General features: G+C 67.1%; 17 protein-coding genes. 16 read left to right on the forward strand and 1 reads right to left on the reverse strand.

What is annotated here, in order from left to right; translation table 11 throughout:
- Nucleotides 1-70 precede the first annotated feature (70 nt).
- Entirely contained in the window at nucleotides 71-541 is a 471-nt protein-coding gene (locus AC5JBD_RS05045) for a VOC family protein (RefSeq protein ID WP_495720662.1), read from the forward strand.
- A gap of 96 nt (nucleotides 542-637) precedes the next feature.
- Here AC5JBD_RS05045 and AC5JBD_RS05050 read toward each other — a convergent pair whose 3' ends face one another.
- The gene (locus AC5JBD_RS05050) at nucleotides 638-1,015 is read right to left on the reverse strand and encodes a hypothetical protein (protein ID WP_495720663.1); all 378 of its coding nucleotides are present in this window, start codon (nucleotides 1,013-1,015) and stop codon (nucleotides 638-640) included.
- Nucleotides 1,016-1,158: 143 nt separating this feature from the next.
- Between AC5JBD_RS05050 and AC5JBD_RS05055 the strand changes: the two genes are divergently transcribed.
- From AC5JBD_RS05055 to AC5JBD_RS05125, 15 genes are all read left to right on the forward strand, one after another.
- Nucleotides 1,159-1,413: a hypothetical protein gene (locus AC5JBD_RS05055; RefSeq protein ID WP_495720664.1), complete on the forward strand. Its 255-nt coding sequence runs from the start codon at nucleotides 1,159-1,161 to the stop codon at nucleotides 1,411-1,413.
- Nucleotides 1,414-1,794: 381 nt separating this feature from the next.
- On the forward strand, nucleotides 1,795-2,301 hold the full coding sequence (locus AC5JBD_RS05060) for a division/cell wall cluster transcriptional repressor MraZ (protein WP_495720665.1): 507 nt from the start codon (nucleotides 1,795-1,797) through the stop codon (nucleotides 2,299-2,301).
- On the forward strand, nucleotides 2,298-3,272 hold the full coding sequence (gene rsmH / locus AC5JBD_RS05065) for a 16S rRNA (cytosine(1402)-N(4))-methyltransferase RsmH (RefSeq protein ID WP_495720666.1): 975 nt from the start codon (nucleotides 2,298-2,300) through the stop codon (nucleotides 3,270-3,272). Before AC5JBD_RS05060 ends, rsmH begins: the two co-directional genes overlap by 4 nt.
- The gene (locus tag AC5JBD_RS05070; protein ID WP_495720667.1) at nucleotides 3,269-3,991 is read left to right on the forward strand and encodes a hypothetical protein; all 723 of its coding nucleotides are present in this window, start codon (nucleotides 3,269-3,271) and stop codon (nucleotides 3,989-3,991) included. The genes rsmH and AC5JBD_RS05070 overlap by 4 nt, the downstream gene beginning before the upstream one ends.
- A gap of 38 nt (nucleotides 3,992-4,029) precedes the next feature.
- Nucleotides 4,030-5,679, forward strand: coding sequence for a peptidoglycan D,D-transpeptidase FtsI family protein (locus AC5JBD_RS05075; RefSeq protein ID WP_495721190.1), 1,650 nt, complete (start codon nucleotides 4,030-4,032; stop codon nucleotides 5,677-5,679).
- A 3-nt stretch (nucleotides 5,680-5,682) separates the two neighbouring features.
- On the forward strand, nucleotides 5,683-7,098 hold the full coding sequence (locus tag AC5JBD_RS05080) for a UDP-N-acetylmuramoyl-L-alanyl-D-glutamate--2,6-diaminopimelate ligase (protein WP_495720668.1): 1,416 nt from the start codon (nucleotides 5,683-5,685) through the stop codon (nucleotides 7,096-7,098).
- Entirely contained in the window at nucleotides 7,095-8,471 is a 1,377-nt protein-coding gene (locus AC5JBD_RS05085; protein WP_495720669.1) for a UDP-N-acetylmuramoyl-tripeptide--D-alanyl-D-alanine ligase, read from the forward strand. Before AC5JBD_RS05080 ends, AC5JBD_RS05085 begins: the two co-directional genes overlap by 4 nt.
- Nucleotides 8,471-9,541: a phospho-N-acetylmuramoyl-pentapeptide-transferase gene (gene mraY, locus AC5JBD_RS05090; protein WP_495720670.1), complete on the forward strand. Its 1,071-nt coding sequence runs from the start codon at nucleotides 8,471-8,473 to the stop codon at nucleotides 9,539-9,541. The genes AC5JBD_RS05085 and mraY overlap by 1 nt, the downstream gene beginning before the upstream one ends.
- Nucleotides 9,538-10,815: a UDP-N-acetylmuramoyl-L-alanine--D-glutamate ligase gene (gene murD / locus AC5JBD_RS05095; RefSeq protein WP_495720671.1), complete on the forward strand. Its 1,278-nt coding sequence runs from the start codon at nucleotides 9,538-9,540 to the stop codon at nucleotides 10,813-10,815. Before mraY ends, murD begins: the two co-directional genes overlap by 4 nt.
- Nucleotides 10,812-12,020 carry an FtsW/RodA/SpoVE family cell cycle protein gene (locus tag AC5JBD_RS05100; protein ID WP_495720672.1) on the forward strand — a complete coding sequence of 403 codons (1,209 nt, stop codon included), beginning with the start codon at nucleotides 10,812-10,814 and terminating at the stop codon, nucleotides 12,018-12,020. The genes murD and AC5JBD_RS05100 overlap by 4 nt, the downstream gene beginning before the upstream one ends.
- A complete protein-coding gene (gene murG / locus AC5JBD_RS05105; protein WP_495720673.1) occupies nucleotides 12,020-13,192 on the forward strand; it encodes an undecaprenyldiphospho-muramoylpentapeptide beta-N-acetylglucosaminyltransferase in 1,173 nt (390 codons plus the stop codon). The genes AC5JBD_RS05100 and murG overlap by 1 nt, the downstream gene beginning before the upstream one ends.
- Nucleotides 13,189-14,601 (forward strand): UDP-N-acetylmuramate--L-alanine ligase, encoded by a 1,413-nt coding sequence (gene murC, locus AC5JBD_RS05110; RefSeq protein WP_495720674.1) that lies wholly within the window; start codon nucleotides 13,189-13,191, stop codon nucleotides 14,599-14,601. Before murG ends, murC begins: the two co-directional genes overlap by 4 nt.
- A 113-nt stretch (nucleotides 14,602-14,714) precedes the next feature.
- Nucleotides 14,715-15,587 carry a UDP-N-acetylmuramate dehydrogenase gene (gene murB / locus AC5JBD_RS05115; RefSeq protein WP_495720675.1) on the forward strand — a complete coding sequence of 291 codons (873 nt, stop codon included), beginning with the start codon at nucleotides 14,715-14,717 and terminating at the stop codon, nucleotides 15,585-15,587.
- Entirely contained in the window at nucleotides 15,584-16,507 is a 924-nt protein-coding gene (locus AC5JBD_RS05120; protein WP_495720676.1) for a D-alanine--D-alanine ligase, read from the forward strand. Before murB ends, AC5JBD_RS05120 begins: the two co-directional genes overlap by 4 nt.
- Nucleotides 16,504-17,430 carry a cell division protein FtsQ/DivIB gene (locus AC5JBD_RS05125; protein WP_495720677.1) on the forward strand — a complete coding sequence of 309 codons (927 nt, stop codon included), beginning with the start codon at nucleotides 16,504-16,506 and terminating at the stop codon, nucleotides 17,428-17,430. The genes AC5JBD_RS05120 and AC5JBD_RS05125 overlap by 4 nt, the downstream gene beginning before the upstream one ends.
- The last annotated feature ends 7 nt before the right edge of the window (nucleotides 17,431-17,437 follow it).

Consider the following 17,437-nt stretch of genomic DNA (forward strand, 5'->3'; position numbering starts at 1 on the left):
TGAGGCTTTGTCGAAGGGCGGAAAGCCGCTATAGATGTTCGCCTTCCGTTCACATCGAGAGGAGCGAGTCGTGGCCCAGACACCACCCCCCGGCTATCACAGCGTCACCCCCTATCTGGCGGTGGACGGCGCCGCCGAAGCGATCGACTGGTATGGCCGGGCGTTCGGCGCGAGCGAGGTCATGCGGATGGAGCATGGCGGCAAGATCGGCCACGCCGAGATCAGGATCGGCAACTCGCACGTGATGCTTGCCGACGAACATCCCGAGATGAACCACATCGGCCCGAAGACACGCGGCGGCGCGACCGCGAGCTTCATGATCTATCTGGACGACGTCGACAGCGCCTTCCGCACCGCGATCGAAGCGGGCGCAACGGAACTGCGGCCGGTGAGCGATCAATTCTACGGCGACCGCGCAGGCACGCTGGCGGATCCGTTCGGCCATGTCTGGACGCTGGCGACGCATGTCGAGGACGTGCCGGAGGAAGAGATGGAGCGGCGGATGGCGGAATCCTCGAAGGAGAGCGAGCCCGCCGAGTAGCGGCCCGCGGGCGGCGCCTCCGATCGTCGCACATATGAAAAGGCCAGCCGGATCGGGTCCGGCTGGCCTCGTAGGTCCGGTGTAAAAGCGTGCCGATCAGGCCTTGCAGGTCAGCGTGCCCTTGCCCGGCGCGGTGAGGGTGATGTTCTCGGCATTCGCGCTGACCGAATAGCCTTCGGCGGTGAAGGCCTGGCCCGCTTCGGCGGCGGTCAGCGTCGTGGCCGTGCCGCCCTTCTCGGTCCGGTACATGGCCGTGTTGTTGGTGTAGAAATCGATATAGACGAGGCTGTTGTCCTTGCAGCGATAGGTGCGGCTGGCAGCGATCGCCGGCGGCAGTTCGACCGGCGGCGCGTTCTTCAGCACTTCTGCCTGGGGATCGGGGTTGGTGTCGACGACCTCGGGCTCACTGTTGCAGGCGGCGAGGGAGAGGGTGGCCGCGAGAGCCGCGGCGGCGAGGGAGAGGGTCTTGTGCATAGGTCCGCAGTTTGCGGCAGTGCAGCGCGCCGTCAAGAGAATTATTTGTGACGCTTTTCCGCGGCGTTCAGGCCAGGTTCGACAAGCCCCATCACATGCGTTAACTCTTCCCGGTCCAGGGGTGGAAGGGTTTCGCACACGGCATGCAGCGCGTACGCATCGGCTTGACGGGATTGGCTTTCGTATTCGTGCTGGTCCTGCTGGCCGCGGTCTTCACCAGCCCGAGCGAGGAAGAGCCGATCACCGCCAATAGCATCGAGCGGCAGATCAGCGGCGCGGGAACCGGCGGCACGGCGGCCGCGGTGGAGGAGCCCAAGGAACCCCTGGCGGAACTCGGCGTGGCGCCCGGCAATGCCGACTCGAACAGCAGCAAGGACGCCGCCGGCGCCGCAGAGTGACGGCAGCTTAAATCTCGATTTCGGCCTGATCGCTGCCGCCGCATGTAATGCGGCGCTGAAAACGGGTCGGCGACATCTGATCCTTGAATGTCTCAAGACTCGCCCGGCGCCCGTGTCGCCGCTCATCCCCGAGTCTCATCCCACACACTTATCCACAGGCTTGCTCCACGCGAACAGTAGTGGAACCTCTTGGAGAACAAACCAGAAATCTACAGAGGATTCCCATCTTGTGGCATGAAATCCCCGTTGAGGGCATGAAAACCCCTTCCATCACCAAGTCCTTAATGTTATCCACTGGCTTCAAGAGTTTCGGGGCACTTCCAGGCTGATGGTGAGCCACACGGGCGCAAGGGCGTGCGTCCGTGAACAGGGAAGGTCCGCGTGCAGGGGACGGACGCCAAAGTGGAGTTGGAGCACCTCTTCAACGGAAGCGCGCTGAACGCGGTGGACCCGAAAGGCCGCCTCTCCGTTCCGTCGTTCATCCGTTCGGTGGTGGAGCGCCGCTCGGACGCCAAGGCAATCATCATCGGCCAGCACGCCGTCGACTCCTGCCTCACCGCTTATGACCGTGGCTACGGCCGCCACCTCCAGGCCGAGATCGAGCGCAAGCGCCTGATCGAGGAAGAGCAGGGCGGCGACGCGGCGGCTCACTACGCTCGCGCCCGCCGGACCTTCGGCATCACCGAGGATGTCCCCTACGACACCAGCGGACGCATCATCCTACCCCCGATGATGCGCCGAAAGGGTCAGATCGAGGAGCTCGCCCTGTTCGTCGGCGTCGGCGGCACGTTCGAGATCTGGAACCCCTATGTGGCGCTGAAGAGCGGCGATGCCGACCTCAAGGACCTCGCCGCCTACCGCCTCGAAGAGAAGGGGCTGCCGCTATGAGCGCCCTGGGCTCTTCCGGGGCTGCAGCGCCGCACGTCCCCGTCCTTCTGGACGAAGTGATCGCCGGCCTCGCGATCACGGAAGGAGAGATCCATGTCGACGGCACGTTCGGCGCCGGCGGCTACACCAAGGCCATGCTTGATTTGGGTGCGCGAGTGTATGCGTTCGATCGCGACCCGAGTGCCATCCGCGACGGGAGTGGGCTCGCGGATGTGAGCGGGGGGCGCCTGACGCTTGTTCCGGAGCGTTTTTCCCGGATGCGTCAGGCGCTTGCCTCCCGCGGCGTCGAGGAAGTGGACGGCGTGACGCTGGATATCGGCGTCTCGTCCATGCAGCTCGACCAGGCGGAGCGCGGCTTCTCCTTCCAGGGCGACGGCCCGCTCGACATGCGGATGAGCCAGGAAGGCGAGAGCGCCGCCGACTTCCTCAACAATGCCGACGAGGCGGCGATCGCCGACGTCATCTATACTTATGGCGAGGAGCCCAAGTCTCGCCGCATCGCCCGGGCGATCGTCGCCGCGCGGCCGATCGAGCGGACTGGCCAGTTCGCCGAGATCGTCCGCAAGGCGGTCGGTTGGAAGCCGCACATGAAGAAGGATCCGGCGACCCGCACCTTCCAGGCGATCCGCATCCACCTCAACGAAGAGCTCGACGAGCTCGAAGGCGGTCTCGAAGCCGCCGAGCAGGTCTTGAAGGCCGGCGGCCGCCTCGCCGTCGTCACCTTCCACAGCCTCGAGGACCGTGTAGTAAAGCGTTTCCTGCGCGAGCGCAGCGGTGCGGTCCCCGCTGCTTCGCGCCATTTGCCGGCCCAACCGGCCAACGATATCCAGCCGACCTTCGAAGCTGTCGCCAAGGCCATCAAAGCCGGCGAGGCCGAAGTCGCCGCCAATCCGCGCGCCCGCTCCGCCACCCTCAGGGTCGCGCGCCGCACCTCCGCTCCCTCTCGTACGCGTAAAGGAACTCGCCCATGATGCCCCAAGGCTTCAAACCGGTCGGCTGGGTCGCTGCCGTCGGCGGCGCCGCTCTCGGCTGCTACATGCTCTCGCTCAACGTCGCGGCCGAGCGCGCCGAGGTGGCGAAGCTGGAGCGGGAAATTCTGCTCGCGAAGCAGGACATTCGCTCGCTGCAGACCGAGCTCGGCACCCGCGGCCGGATGCAGCAGCTCGAGCATTGGAACGCCGAAGTACTGGCACTCTCCGCCCCCAGTCAGGCCCAGTTCCTGGAGGATGCGGTGACGCTCGCCCGTTTCGAGCAGCCCGAGATGACGTTCGAGGAGAAGGCCAAGGTGCAGATGGCCTCGGCCGAGCTGCCCAAGCCCGCGCCGCGCGTCGAGCCGCAGTCCGAGCTCGCGCCCGCTCGCAAGCTTCCGCCGGTCCAGTTCGCCGTCGCCACCCAGCGCGCCGTACCGCAGTCCCAGCCGCTGCTGCGCCAGGCGAGCTACACGCCCGGCGAGGCGAAGGCGGTCACGACCGTCGCTAGGCTCGAAGCGAAGCCCGCGGCGCCCAAGGTCGCTGCGAAGGCTGAGCCGAAGAAGGCCGAGGTCAAGTCAACGCCGCCTAAAAATACTGAAGCCAAAGCCGAGCCGAAGAAGGCGAGCAGCCTGAAGACCGTCGTCGCCAGGCTGGACGACGAAAAGCCGGCCGAAGTGACCGGCGGCGGCAAGGTGAAGGCGGAGGCCGGCCTCCGGTGACCACGTTCGCCGCAGCCGCCAATGCGCCACGGGTGAGGATGCCGGGCCAGCGGCCGGACACGCTGGCGCTCACCTATCACCGGCTGATGCTGATGATGCTGGTGTTCGCCGGCGTCACCACTCTGATCGTCGGGCGGCTCGTTTTTCTGCAGCTCTTCACCGATCGCGGCGGCAATGCCAGCGCCGCCAACCCCTTGCTGCCGCCGCGCGCCAACCTCGTCGACCGCAACGGCGCTACGCTGGCGCGGACGATCGACGCCTGGTCGATCGGCGTCCACCCCAAGAAGCTGATCGGCGATCCGGCCGAGCTGGCGGTCAAGCTCGCCTCTCTGATGCCCGAGAAGAGCGCCGCCGAATACGAACGCATGCTGAAATCCGGCAAGACCTTCGTCTATCTGAAGCGCCGGGCGCTGCCGGAGCTGGTCCAGGCGGTGAACGCGCTCGGCGAGCCCGGAATCGGCTTCGACCGCGAGCCGGAGCGGCTCTATCCGAACCTCGGCCTTGCCGCCCACATCATCGGCTACACCAATCTCGACGGCGTCGGCGAAGCCGGCATGGAGCGCGCGCTCAACGATCGACTCACTCGCGAGGACCTGCGCGGAGAGCCGGTGGCCCTGTCGCTCAACGCCAAGGTGCAGCATGCGCTGGAGGCCGAGCTAGGCGCGGCCATGACCAAGTTCAGCGCCGTGGGCGCGTCCGGCATCATCATGGACATCCACACCGGCGAGATCCTGGCGATGACCTCGCTGCCGGAGCTGAACCCGAACGCGCCCGGCAAGGGCAGCGACGACGCGCGCTTCAACCGCGCCACGCTTGGCGTCTACGAGCTCGGCTCAACCTTCAAGCCCTTCACCGTCGCGATGGCGATGGATGCCGGCATCGTGAAGAGCTTCGGCCAGATCTATCCCTGCCCGGGCGGCCTCAGCGCCGGCCGCTTCACGATCAAGGATACCCATCCGTTCGGCCGCCCCTGCTCGGTCGCCGAGATCATGAAGGAATCGTCTAACATCGGCACCGCCCAGATCGCCGCACAATTGGGCGCCGAGCGGCAGAAGGAATTCCTGCGCAAGATGGCCTTCCTCGAGCCGGTCTCGGTCGAGCTGAAGGAGCGCGGCCGGCCGCTGTCGCCGGGCGCGAACTGGGGCGAGATCTCGACCATGACGGTGGGCTTCGGCCACGGCATCGCGGTGACGCCGCTCCACCTGGCGACCGGCTATGCGACCCTGCTCAACGGCGGCATCTGGCGGCCGGCGACCTTGCTCAAGGTCGACGGCAACCGGCCGGCGCCGAAGGGCCGTCGCGTGTTCAGTGAGGATACGTCCTACAAGATGCGGGCGCTGCTGCGGCTGGTCGTGACGCACGGCACCGGCAAGAAGGCCGATGCCCCGGGCTACCGGATCGGCGGCAAGACCGGCTCGGCCGAGAAATATCACAACCGCTCGTTGCTGGTGACCACGTTCGCGGGCGTTTTCCCGATGGACAATCCCCGCTATGTGATCGTCGCGATGCTCGACGAGCCGAAAGGAATTCAGGAAACCCACGGTTTCCGCACGGCCGGCTGGAACGTCGCGCCGGTCATCTCCAAGACGGTGTCCCGTATCGCGCCGGTGCTGGGCGTGGTCCCCGACATGCGCCGCGACGCCAACCTCGCCGAGGTCCTTCCCTACGTTCAGCCCGAAAAGCATTGAGCGATGCGCCTGGGCGATCTCGCCGGAGTCGATTCTGATTCAAAGGTGACAGGCTTCGCCATCGATCATCGGAAGGTGGCCCCCGGGACTGTGTTCGGCGCCTTCCAGGGGACTGCATTCAACGGCGAGGATTTCATTCCGAGGGCGGTCGACGCCGGCGCGGTCGCCGTCGTGGCGCGGCCGGAGGTCCAGGTCGATGGCGCTCCGCACCTGAAGGCCGAGGAGCCGCGGCGGGAATTCGCGCGGCTGGCCGCCCGCTTCTTCGCGCCTTTCCCGGACGTGGTCGTCGCTGTCACCGGCACCAACGGCAAGACCTCGAACGTCGAGATGGCGCGGCAGCTCTGGCGGATGGGGGGGCATCCCTCCGCCTCGATCGGCACGCTCGGCGTCACCACTGCCGACGAACAGGTGACGACCGGCCTCACCACGCCGGACATCGTCACCTTCCTGTCGAACATGGCCGGCCTCAAGCGGATGGGGATCACCCACGCCGCCTTCGAGGCGTCGAGCCACGGCCTGTCGCAATATAGGACCGAGGGGCTGCCGGTGCGGGCGGCGGCCTTCACCAATTTCAGCCGCGATCATCTCGATTATCATTTGACGATGGAGGCCTATTTCGAGGCCAAGATGCGGCTGTTCAGCGAGGTGGTGGAGCCCGACGGGACGGCGGTGATCTGGACCGACGATGCCAAGTCGGACGAAGTGATCAGGAGATGCGAGGAGCGGGGGCTCCGCAGGCTGACGGTGGGTGCGCGCGGGGAGACGCTTCGGCTTCTCTCCCGCGTGCCCACCCAGCTCGGCCAGACGCTGACGGTGGAGGCGGGCGGCAAGACCCGCACGCTCAACATCCCGCTGATCGGCGCGTACCAGGCCGCCAACGTGCTGACGGCGGCCGGCCTGGTGCTCGCGACCGGCGGCGAACTCGAGCAGACGCTGACCAATCTCGCCCGGCTGCAACCGGTGCGCGGGCGGCTGGAGCGCGCGGTCATCACCAAGGCCGGCGCTCCGGTCTATGTCGATTATGCCCACACCCCCGATGCGATCGAGAGCGCGATCGAGGCTCTTCGGCCGCACGCGAAGGGGCGGTTGATCACCGTCTTCGGCGCCGGGGGCGATCGCGACACGGGCAAGCGGCCGGAAATGGGCTCGGTGGCGATGCGGCTGTCCGACTATGTCATCGTCACCGATGACAATCCCCGCAGCGAAGACCCGGCGGCGATCCGCCGCGACATCCTGGCGGGCGCTCCCGGTGCCCGCGAAGTGGGCGGCCGGCGCGAGGCGATCGCCGCGGCCGTCGCCGAAGCGGACGCCGAGGACATCATCCTGCTGGCCGGCAAGGGGCACGAGCAGGGCCAGATCGTGGGCGACCGCGTGCTGCCCTTCGACGACGTGACCGTCGCGAGGGAGTGCGCGGCATGAGCCTGTGGACCGCTCAGGAGATCGCCGAGGCCGTCGGCGGCACCCGCTCCGCAGACTTTGAGGTGAACCACGTCGCCTTCGATTCCCGCGAGATTGGGCCGGGCGACCTCTTCGTCGCGATGAAAGGCGAGGCGACCGACGGGCACCTCTTCCTCGAGAAGGCGTACGGAGCCGGTGCAGCCGGAGCGATCGTCAGCCAGTCCATCGACCGTCCTCACGTCCGCGTGGAGGATACCACCAGGGCCCTGAACGATCTTGGCCGCGCCTCGCGGGCGCGCAGCGAGGCGCGGATTTGCGGCGTCACCGGCTCGGTCGGCAAGACCGGGACGAAGGAGGCGCTTTTCGCAGCTCTCGACCGCTCGGCGCCGGGCAAGGCGCACCGGTCGGTCAAGAGCTATAACAACCATACCGGCGTGCCGCTCTCGCTCGCCCGCATGCCCCGCGAAGCGCGCTTCGGCGTGTTCGAGATGGGGATGAATCATGCCGGCGAACTTGCCGCGCTGACCCGGCTGGTGCGGCCGCATGTGGCGATCGTTACCGCTATCGCTCCTGCTCATCGCGAATTTTTCGCCAGTGAGGAGGAGATCGCCGACGCGAAGGGCGAGATCTTCCAAGGGCTGGAGCCCGGCGGCACCGCTATCATCCCCTTCGACAGCCCGCATCGGGATCGCCTGATCGCGGCGGCGACCCCTTACGCCACTCACATCCTGACGTTCGGCCTCGGCGAAGGCGCCGACATCCGCGCCCGCGACGTGGTGCCCGCGCAGAATGGCGGCACGATGCTCACGGCTGTGCTGCCCGATGCGGAGCTGACCTTCACCATCTCGCAGCCCGGCGAGCATTGGGTGTCGAACGCGCTGGCCGTGCTCGGGGCTGTGGAGGTTCTCGGCGGGGATCTCGCCGCGGCCGGCCTCGCGCTGGCCGACATGCCGGGGCTGAAGGGAAGGGGCGAGCGGCATCGCATCAGCATCGACGGCGGGGAGGCGCTGCTGATCGACGAAAGCTACAACGCCAATCCGGCTTCGATGCGGGCGACGTTGAAAAGCCTCGCTCAGCAGAAGGTGGAGGGGCGGCGGATCGCCGTGCTCGGCTCGATGCGCGAGCTCGGGGCGGGCTCGGACGACTTCCACGCCGGCCTCGCCGAGCCGATCGAGGCCGCCTGTGTCGATTATGCCATACTGGTCGGCGAAGAGATGAAGGCGCTTGCGAAAGCGCTTGGCCAAAAGGTTAACATGACGCATGTCCCGGATGCGCGGTCGGCGATCCAGCCGCTGCGCGACGCGATCCGGCCGGGGGACGCCATACTCGTCAAGGGGTCGAATTCCATCGGGCTTGCCGCCCTCGTGGAGGAACTGGCGGGCGGAAAAGGCTGATGTTTCTCTTCATTGCCGAACAGCTTGGCTTTCCGGGGATTCTCAATCTCTTCCGCTACATCAGCTTCCGCGCGGGCGCCGCGACGGCGACCGCTTTGTTCCTCGGCCTGATCATCGGCCCCAAGTTCATCGGCTGGCTGCGCGTGCGCCAGGGCAAGGGCCAGCCGATCCGCGACGACGGGCCGCAGTCGCACCTCCAGAAGCGCGGCACGCCGACAATGGGCGGGCTCATGATCCTAACGTCCATCACGGTGTCGATGCTGCTGTGGATGGACTTCGGCAACCGCTATCTCTGGGCCTGCCTGTTCATCACGGTGGGCTTCGGCCTGATCGGCTTCCTCGACGACTATGACAAGGTGACCAAGCGCCACCATGCCGGCGTTTCCGGGCGCACGCGCCTGCTCGCGGAATTCGTGGTGGCCGGCATCGGTAGCTACATCATCCTCCGCGGCACGGGCACCGAACTCTATATACCCTTCTACACCGGCCCGGTCGTCGACCTGGGCCTGTTCTACATTGCCTTCGCTTCGTTCGTGATCGTCGCGTTCGGAAATGCCGTGAACCTGACCGACGGGCTCGACGGCCTCGCCAGCATGCCGGTGATCATCGCCAGCCTCGCCTTCCTCCTGATCAGCTATCTGGTCGGGAACGCGGTCTATTCCGAATATCTCGGCATTCCGTTCGTGCTCGGCGCGGGCGACCTCACGGTGCTGTGCTCCGCGATCGTCGGCGCGAGCCTCGCTTTCCTCTGGTTCAACGCGCCGCCGGCGGCCGTCTTCATGGGCGATACGGGCAGCCTCGCTTTGGGCGGGGCGCTCGGGGCGATCGCGGTCTCGACCCAGCATGAGATCGTGCTCGGCATCATCGGCGGCCTGTTCGTGGCCGAGGCGATGAGCGTCATCATTCAGGTCTTCTTCTACAAGCGCACGGGGCGCCGCGTGTTCAAGATGGCGCCGATCCACCACCATTTCGAGCAAATGGGCTGGTCCGAGCCCACCGTCGTGATCCGCTTCTGGATAATCGCCTTCGTGCTGGCCCTTGCCGGCCTGTCGACGCTGAAGCTGAGATGATCGCCAGCCCCGCCTTCGCCGGCAAGTCCTACGCGGTGCTGGGGCTCGCCCGGTCGGGCCTCGCCGCGGTGGACGCATTTTATGCGAGCGGCGCGACGATCATGGCCTGGGACAGCCGCGAGGAAGCGCGGGCGGCGGTCGCCGGCAAGGCGCGGCTGGCGGACCCGGTCACCACGTCCATCTACGGCTTTGCCGGCGTCGTCGTGTCGCCGGGCGTGCCGCTCAACAAGCACCCGATCGCGGACCGGGCGCGGTCCGCCAGGGTGCCGCTGATCGGCGATATCGAGCTGTTCGCGCAGGCGCGGGCAACGCTGCCGCCGCACAAGGTGGTCGGCATCACCGGCACCAACGGCAAGTCGACAACGACGGCGCTCGTCCACCACATCCTCAAGACGGCCGGTGTGCCGACGATGATGGGCGGCAATATCGGCTTGCCGATCCTCGGCCAGAACCCGCTGCCCGAGGGCGGCGTCTATGTGCTGGAGCTTTCCTCCTACCAGATCGACCTCACCCACAGCCTCGACTGCGACGTATCGGTGTTGCTGAACGTCAGCCCCGATCATCTCGACCGCTATGACGGCGTCGAGGACTATGCGGCGTCCAAGGCGCGGCTGTTCACGATGCAGTCGCCCGAGCATGTCGCCATCGTCGCCGCCGAGGACGATTTCACCCGCGCCATCGCCGGGCAGCTCACCGGCGAGCGCATCCTGGTCGCGGCCGAGGACGTGAAGGACCAGTCGCAATGGCCGTCGTTGCAGGGGCCGCACAATGCGCAGAACGTCGCCGCAGCAGTGGCCGCGGCGCGGGCCCTCGGCATCGATGATGAGGTGATCGGTCAGGCGCTCGCCACCTATCCCGGTCTGCCGCACCGAATGGAGCGCGTGGCTGAGAAGAACGGCGTCCTGTTCGTCAACGACAGCAAGGCGACCAACCCTACGTCGACCGCGCCGGCACTCGCCGCCTATCCGGCGGTGCACTGGATCCTCGGCGGGCTGCCCAAGTCTGACGATCTCGACGCCTGTGAGCCGCATCTGGGCCACGTCAGGGCAGCGTATACGATCGGCGAAGCGGGTCCGATGTTTGCGAAGCTGCTGGCGGACAAGGTGCCCGTACGCGAGTGCGAGATGTTGATCGAGGCGGTCGGCGCCGCGGCAGAAGCCGCGCAGCCGGGCGAGGTGGTGCTGCTGTCGCCCGCCTGCGCCTCGTTCGACCAGTTCAGGGATTATGAGGCGCGGGGGGATGCGTTCCGCGCCGCTGTGGAGGCGTTACGATGAGCGTGGTGCAGGGGGCGACGGTCAGGAAATCGAAGGCGGCGAAGTTCGGCCGCTCGGACCGGAGCGCGGTCGGCCGCTGGTTCTGGGAGATCGACCGCGTGCTGCTGCTGCTGGTCGCGGTGCTGATCTCGATCGGCCTGATCGCCGTCGCGGCCGCCTCGCCGGCGGCCGGATCGCGTTATTCCGGCGGCGACGTCAGCTTCACGCCGCTCCACTATTTCTGGCGCCAGCTCGTCTGGATCATGGTGGCGGTGCCGGTGATGGTCGGCGTCTCGATGCTGCCCAAGGAGAAAGCGCGGCGCTTCTGCCTGATCGGCGCGATCCTCTTCACCAGCATGCTGTTCCTGGTCCCGATCATCGGCGTCGAAGTGAACGGCGCGCGCCGTTGGCTCGGCGTCGGCTTCGCGCAGTTCCAGCCGTCGGAATTCCTGAAGCCGCTCTTCATCGTCAGCCTCGCCTGGCTGATATCGCTGAGGGACAAGGACAAGACGCTGCCGGTCGTGTCGCTGTCCGGAATCGTCACCGGGCTGGTCGCTTTGCTGCTGATGCAGCAGCCCAATTTCGGCGAGACGGTGATCTTCGCCGCCGCCTGGGTGATCCTGCTGACGCTGGCTGGCGTGCCGATGCGCCTCCTGGTGATCCTCGGCTGCGCCGCCTTGGCCGGGGTCGTCGCCGCTTATTTCTTCTACGACGTGGCGACAGTGCGCATCGACGCCTTCCTGTTCGGCGCGACCGGCGACACCGACACATACCAGACCGACAGCGCCCTGAGGACGCTGACCGCGGGCGGGCTGTTCGGCACGGGGCCGGGCGGCGGCGTGCGCAAATTCTACCTGCCGGAGCCGCACACCGACTATATCTTCTCGGTGATCGGAGAGGAGTTCGGCATCATCGCCTGCCTCGCCATCGCGATCATCTACATGACGATCATCGCCCGCGTGCTGATCAAGCTGCTGCACGAGGAGGACCGGTTCCTCGTCCTCGCCACCGGCGGCCTGGTTGCCCAGTTCGGCCTCCAGGCGATGATCAACATGGCGGTGAACACCCAGCTCGCGCCGTCCAAGGGCATGACGCTGCCGTTCATCTCCTATGGCGGATCGTCGATGGTGGCGCTGTCGATCGGCTTCGGATTGCTGCTCGCCTTCACTCGCCGCAACCCCTATCTGCACCGCTCCCCCTACGTGGTGAAAGGAAGCGCTCGCTGATGGAGACGTTCGGAATCTCGCGCCATTACGTGCTCGCCGCAGGCGGGACCGGCGGGCACATGATTCCCGCCCATGCGCTGGCCGAGGAGCTGATGCAGCGCGGCCATCATGTGGCGCTGGTGACGGACGAGCGGGGCGCGCGCATCCCCGGCCTGTTCGAGCGGGTGCCGGTGCATATCCTTCCCGCCGGGCGGATGAGCGGTGGCCCGATCGGCTGGCTCAGGGGCCTCAAGAGCATCTATGCCGGCCGGCAGATGGCCTCGCGCATGTACGAGACTTTCCGTCCCTCGGCCGTGATCGGCTTCGGCGGCTACCCGGCATTCCCGGCTCTGCTGGCCGCGCATAAGGACGGCATCCCGACGCTCGTGCACGAGCAGAATGCGGTGCTCGGCCGTGTCAATCGCCTGGTTGCCAAGAAGGTCGATGCGATCGCGACGGCCTATGCGCAGGTCGACCGCCTCGCGCCCAAGCACAATGGCAAGACCCACCTCGTCGGCAATCCGGTGCGCGACGAGGTGCTGCGGCTGCGCAACCAGCCCTTCCCGCCCTTGACCGAAGACGGCATCTTCCGGGTGCTGGTGACCGGCGGCAGCCAGGGTGCGACCGTGCTGTCGGACGTCGTGCCCGACGGCCTTGCCATGCTGCCCGAGCATTTCCGCCGCCGTCTCCAGGTGACACAGCAATGCCGCGCCGAGGATATTGAGGAAGTGCGCGCTAAATATGCGAAGCTCGGCATCCCCGCCGATCTCGCCACCTATCTCCCAGACCTGCCGGACCGGCTCGCCTGGTCGCACCTCGTCATCGCCCGCGCCGGCGCCTCGACGATCGCCGAGCTGACCGCCGCCGGCCGTCCCGCCATCCTGATCCCGCTGCCCTCGGCGACGGACAACCACCAGGTCTCGAACGCGCGCGAAATGGCGAAGGCCGGCGGCGCGCGCATGATCCTGCAGAAGAAGTTCACCCCGGTCGAACTCGCCAAGCAGATGCAGAAGCTTGGTCTCGAGCCGGAGGCGCTCGCCCGCGCGGCGGAGCGCGCTAAGGCCGTCGGGCGCCCCGACGCCACCAGGGACCTCGCCGACCTCGTCGAGCGCACCGGCCGCGACCGCGCGTCCGATCCGCTGCCGACGGAGGAGACGGTGCTGCGCCCGATGCCCCAAGGTGCCTATGCATGAGAGGCGTCGGCACCGACATCGGCACGATCCACTTCATCGGGATCGGCGGCATCGGCATGTCCGGCATCGCCGAGGTGATGCACATCCTCGGCTATAAGGTGCAGGGGTCCGACGTCGCCGAAGGCTACGTCGTCGAAGGCCTCCGCGAGCAGGGCATCAAGGTGATGATCGGCCATGCGGCCGAGAATTTGGGCGACGCCGCGGTGGTGGTGACCTCGACCGCGATCAAGCGCGGCAATCCGGAAGTCGAATGCGCCTACGAACGCCGCATTCCGGTGGTGCGGCGGGCGGAGATGCTCGCCGAGCTGATGCGGCTCAAGAACACGGTCGCGGTGGCCGGGACGCACGGCAAGACGACGACCACTTCCATGGTGGCGGCGTTGCTCGACGCGGGCGGGATCGACCCGACCGTGATCAATGGCGGTATCATCAACGCTTACGGCTCCAACGCCCGGCTCGGCACCTCGGACTGGATGGTGGTCGAGGCGGACGAGAGCGACGGCTCCTTCCTCCGGCTTGACGGCACGATCGCCGTCGTCACCAACATCGATCCGGAGCATCTCGACCATTATGGCAGCTTCGACGGCGTCAAGGATGCCTTCGTCGAGTTCGTCGAGAATGTGCCTTTCTACGGCGCCGCCTTGCTCTGCGTGGATCACCCGGAAGTGCAGGCCATCATCCCGCGGCTAAGGGACCGGCGGGTCGTCACCTACGGCTTTGCCGCACTGGCCGACATTCGCGGCGAGAATGTTCAGCCTTTTCCGGGCGGCAACCGCTTCGACGTCGTGATCCGCGACCGCGCCAACACGCAGCGGACCGTTCAGGGCGTCGAGCTTCCCATGCCCGGCCGGCACAACGTCCAGAATGCGCTGGCCGCGATCGGCGTCGCGATCGAACTCGGCATCTCCGACGAGGTGATCGCTAGGGGCTTTGAGAAGTTCGGCGGCGTGAAGCGGCGCTTTACCAAGGTCGGCGAATTGGACGGCGCCGTGATCATCGACGATTACGGCCATCATCCGGTCGAGATCAAAGCGGTGCTCGCCGCCGCGCGCGAGGGTGCGCAGGGCCGCGTGATCGCGGTCGTCCAGCCGCATCGTTACACCAGGCTGCGCGACCTGATGGACGAGTTCCAGGGCGCCTTCAACGATGCCGACATCGTCTATGTCGCGCCGGTCTATGCGGCCGGAGAGGAGCCGATCGAAGGCGTCGACGCCGAGGCCCTTGCCGAGGGTCTCAAACAGCGCGGGCATCGGGCGGTTCGGACAGTGGAAGGCGCGGACGATCTCGCCCGCCAGCTGCGCGATATCGCTGCGCGGGGCGACATGGTGATCTGTCTCGGCGCCGGCGACATCACCAAGTGGGCCGCGGGCCTTGCTGAGGGCGTGCGCAGGGCGAGGCTCAGCAAATGACCGGTCGCAGCACCCACCCCCCAACCCCCTCCCTTGAAAGGGAGGGGGAGCTTGCGGCCGATCTTCCCCCCTCCCTTTCAAGGGAGGGGGCTAGGGGGTGGGTGCTACCCGAATTGCAGGGAACGGTCGACCAGAACGGCTCCCTCGCTGACTTCATCTGGTTTCGCACCGGCGGGCCGGCCGAATGGCTGGTGCGGCCGAAAAACATTGAGGACCTTTCCCGCTTCCTCACCCATCTCGACCCTTCCGTGCCGTTGATGCCGGTGGGCGTCGGCTCGAACTTGATCGTCCGCGACGGCGGGTTGCCGGGTGTCGTGGTGCGGCTGCCGAAGAGCCTGGCGCAGGTGACGGTCGAGCCCGGCAATCGGGTCCGCGCGGGAGCCGGGGCCATGGGCATCACCGTCGCCAGCAAGGCGCGTGATGCGGGGATAGCCGGCCTCGAATTCATGCGCGGCATTCCGGGAACGACGGGCGGGGCAGTGCGCATGAATGCGGGCGCCTATGGGCGTGAGGTTGCTGACATCCTTGTTGAGGCGACCGTCGTGCTGCGCGACGGAACGGTCGGGACCTGGCCGGCGGAGCGCTTCGGTTACACCTACCGGCACAGCGAAACTCCGGAAGGCGCGGTGGTGGTCGAAGCGCTGTTCCAGGGCGCGCCGGGCGACCCTGCGGCGATCGGCGCAGAGATGGACCGCATCGCCGAGGAGCGTGAGGCGAGCCAGCCGCTGCGGAGCCGGACGGGCGGCTCGACCTTCAAGAATCCGCCGGAAAAGAAGGCCTGGCAGCTGATCGACGAGGCGGGCTGCCGCGGACTGCAAATTGGTGATGCCCAAGTCTCTGAAAAACATTGCAACTTCCTGCTCAATCTTGGCAATGCTAAAGCTGCCGATATCGAAGCATTGGGCGAGGAAGTGCGTCGCCGGGTGCACGCGCATTCGGGCGTGATGCTGGAGTGGGAGATCCAGCGTGTGGGGGTGGTTAAGTGAGTGCCGGTAAGCTTCATATCGCCGTGCTGATGGGCGGCTGGTCGGCCGAGCGCGAGGTTTCGCTGTCGAGCGGCTCAGGCGTCGCCGATGCGCTCGAGAGCGTCGGGCACCGCGTTACCCGCATCGACATGGATCGCAACCTTGCCCAGGTGCTGGAGGCGGTGCGGCCGGACATCGTCTTCAACGCGCTCCACGGCACGCCGGGCGAGGACGGCACCGTTCAGGGCCTGATGGACCTGATGCAGATCAAATACACGCATAGCGGCCTCACCACCTCGGTGATCGCGATCGACAAGGAGCTGACCAAGCAGCACCTCGTGCCGCGCGGGATCCGGATGCCGGGCGGTCACATGGTCAAGAGCGAAAGCCTGTACCAGGCCGACCCGATGGCGCGGCCGTACGTGCTGAAGCCGGTCAACGAAGGCTCCTCGGTGGGCGTCGCGATCGTCACCGCCGACAGCAATTACGGCAACCCGATCGGCCGCGACGTGGCGGGGCCGTGGCAGGAGTTCGATGAGCTGCTCGCCGAGCCGTTCATCAAGGGTCATGAGCTGACCGTCGCGGTGCTCGGGGACGAGGCGCTCGCGGTGACCGAGCTGAAGCCGACCCACGGCTTCTACGATTACGATTCCAAATATACGGACGGGCTGACGCAGCACGTCTGCCCGGCTGAGATCCCGGACGAGATCCGGGACGCGGCGATGGACATGGCGCTGAAGGCGCATCAGGCGCTCGGCTGCAAGGGCACGTCGCGCTCCGACTTCCGCTGGGACGACGAGCAGGGAGTGGAGGGGCTCTATCTCCTCGAAGTCAACACCCAGCCGGGAATGACGCCGCTCAGTCTCGTCCCCGAACAGGCCAAATATCGCGGCATGACCTATGCCGAGCTCGTCCAGCGTATCGTTGAGGAGGCCTTATGACGGCGAAGATCGCCCGCGGCACCCAGGCCCGGACCCGCCCGAAGGGGAAGGGTCCCTCCCGCAAAGCGTCGCCGAAGGCGGTCGAGGCGCTGCCGCTGCCGGCCGAGACGGTGCGCAAGGTCAGCATGTGGATCTTCGCGGGCATGATGCTGGCGCTGCTGCTCGCCGTGCTGACCGCCTTCCAGGTGCCGCAGATGGCGGGCGTGGCTGCCGGCGAGGCGGTGGGCGAGGCCGGCTTTGCTGTGAAGAGGGTCGAGATCAAGGGTCTCAACCGGATGCAGCGCCTGCCCATCTATGCGGCCGCGCTCGATCAGCAGTCGATGGCGATGCCGCTGGTGGATCTCGACGCGACACGCGAGCGCCTGCTCCGCTTCGGCTGGGTCGAGGAAGCGCGAGTGTCGCGGCGCCTGCCCGACACGCTTGTCGTCGACATCGTCGAGCGCAGGCCGGCCGCGATCTGGCAGCACAACCAGGAGCTGACCCTGATCGACCGCACCGGCGTGCCGCTGGAGCCGGTGAAGCTGGAGGCGATGCCTGACCTGCCGCTCGTGATCGGCCCCGCCGCCAATCTCAAGGCGACCGCGCTGAACGAGCTGGTCGCCTCCGCGCCGCACCTGAAGCCGCAGCTGGCCGGTGCGAGCTGGGTCGGCGGGCGCCGCTGGGACCTTCGCTTCCAGTCGGGCGAGGTGCTCGCGCTTCCTGAGGGGCAGGAGACGGCGGAGAAGGCGCTGGTCCAGTTCGCGCGGATGGACAAGATGACGCAGCTGCTCGGCCGCGGCCTGGTCCGCTTCGACATGCGCATCCCGGGCAAGTTCATCGTCCGCGTGTCGAGCCAGCCCGGTACCATCATCAAGGATCCGCCGCCGCCGCCGGCCCCTGCGCCGGGACAGGGCGGGCCGGTCGATCCAGCAACCGTCATTTAAGGACCTG

The organism is Allosphingosinicella sp., assembly GCF_059502505.1.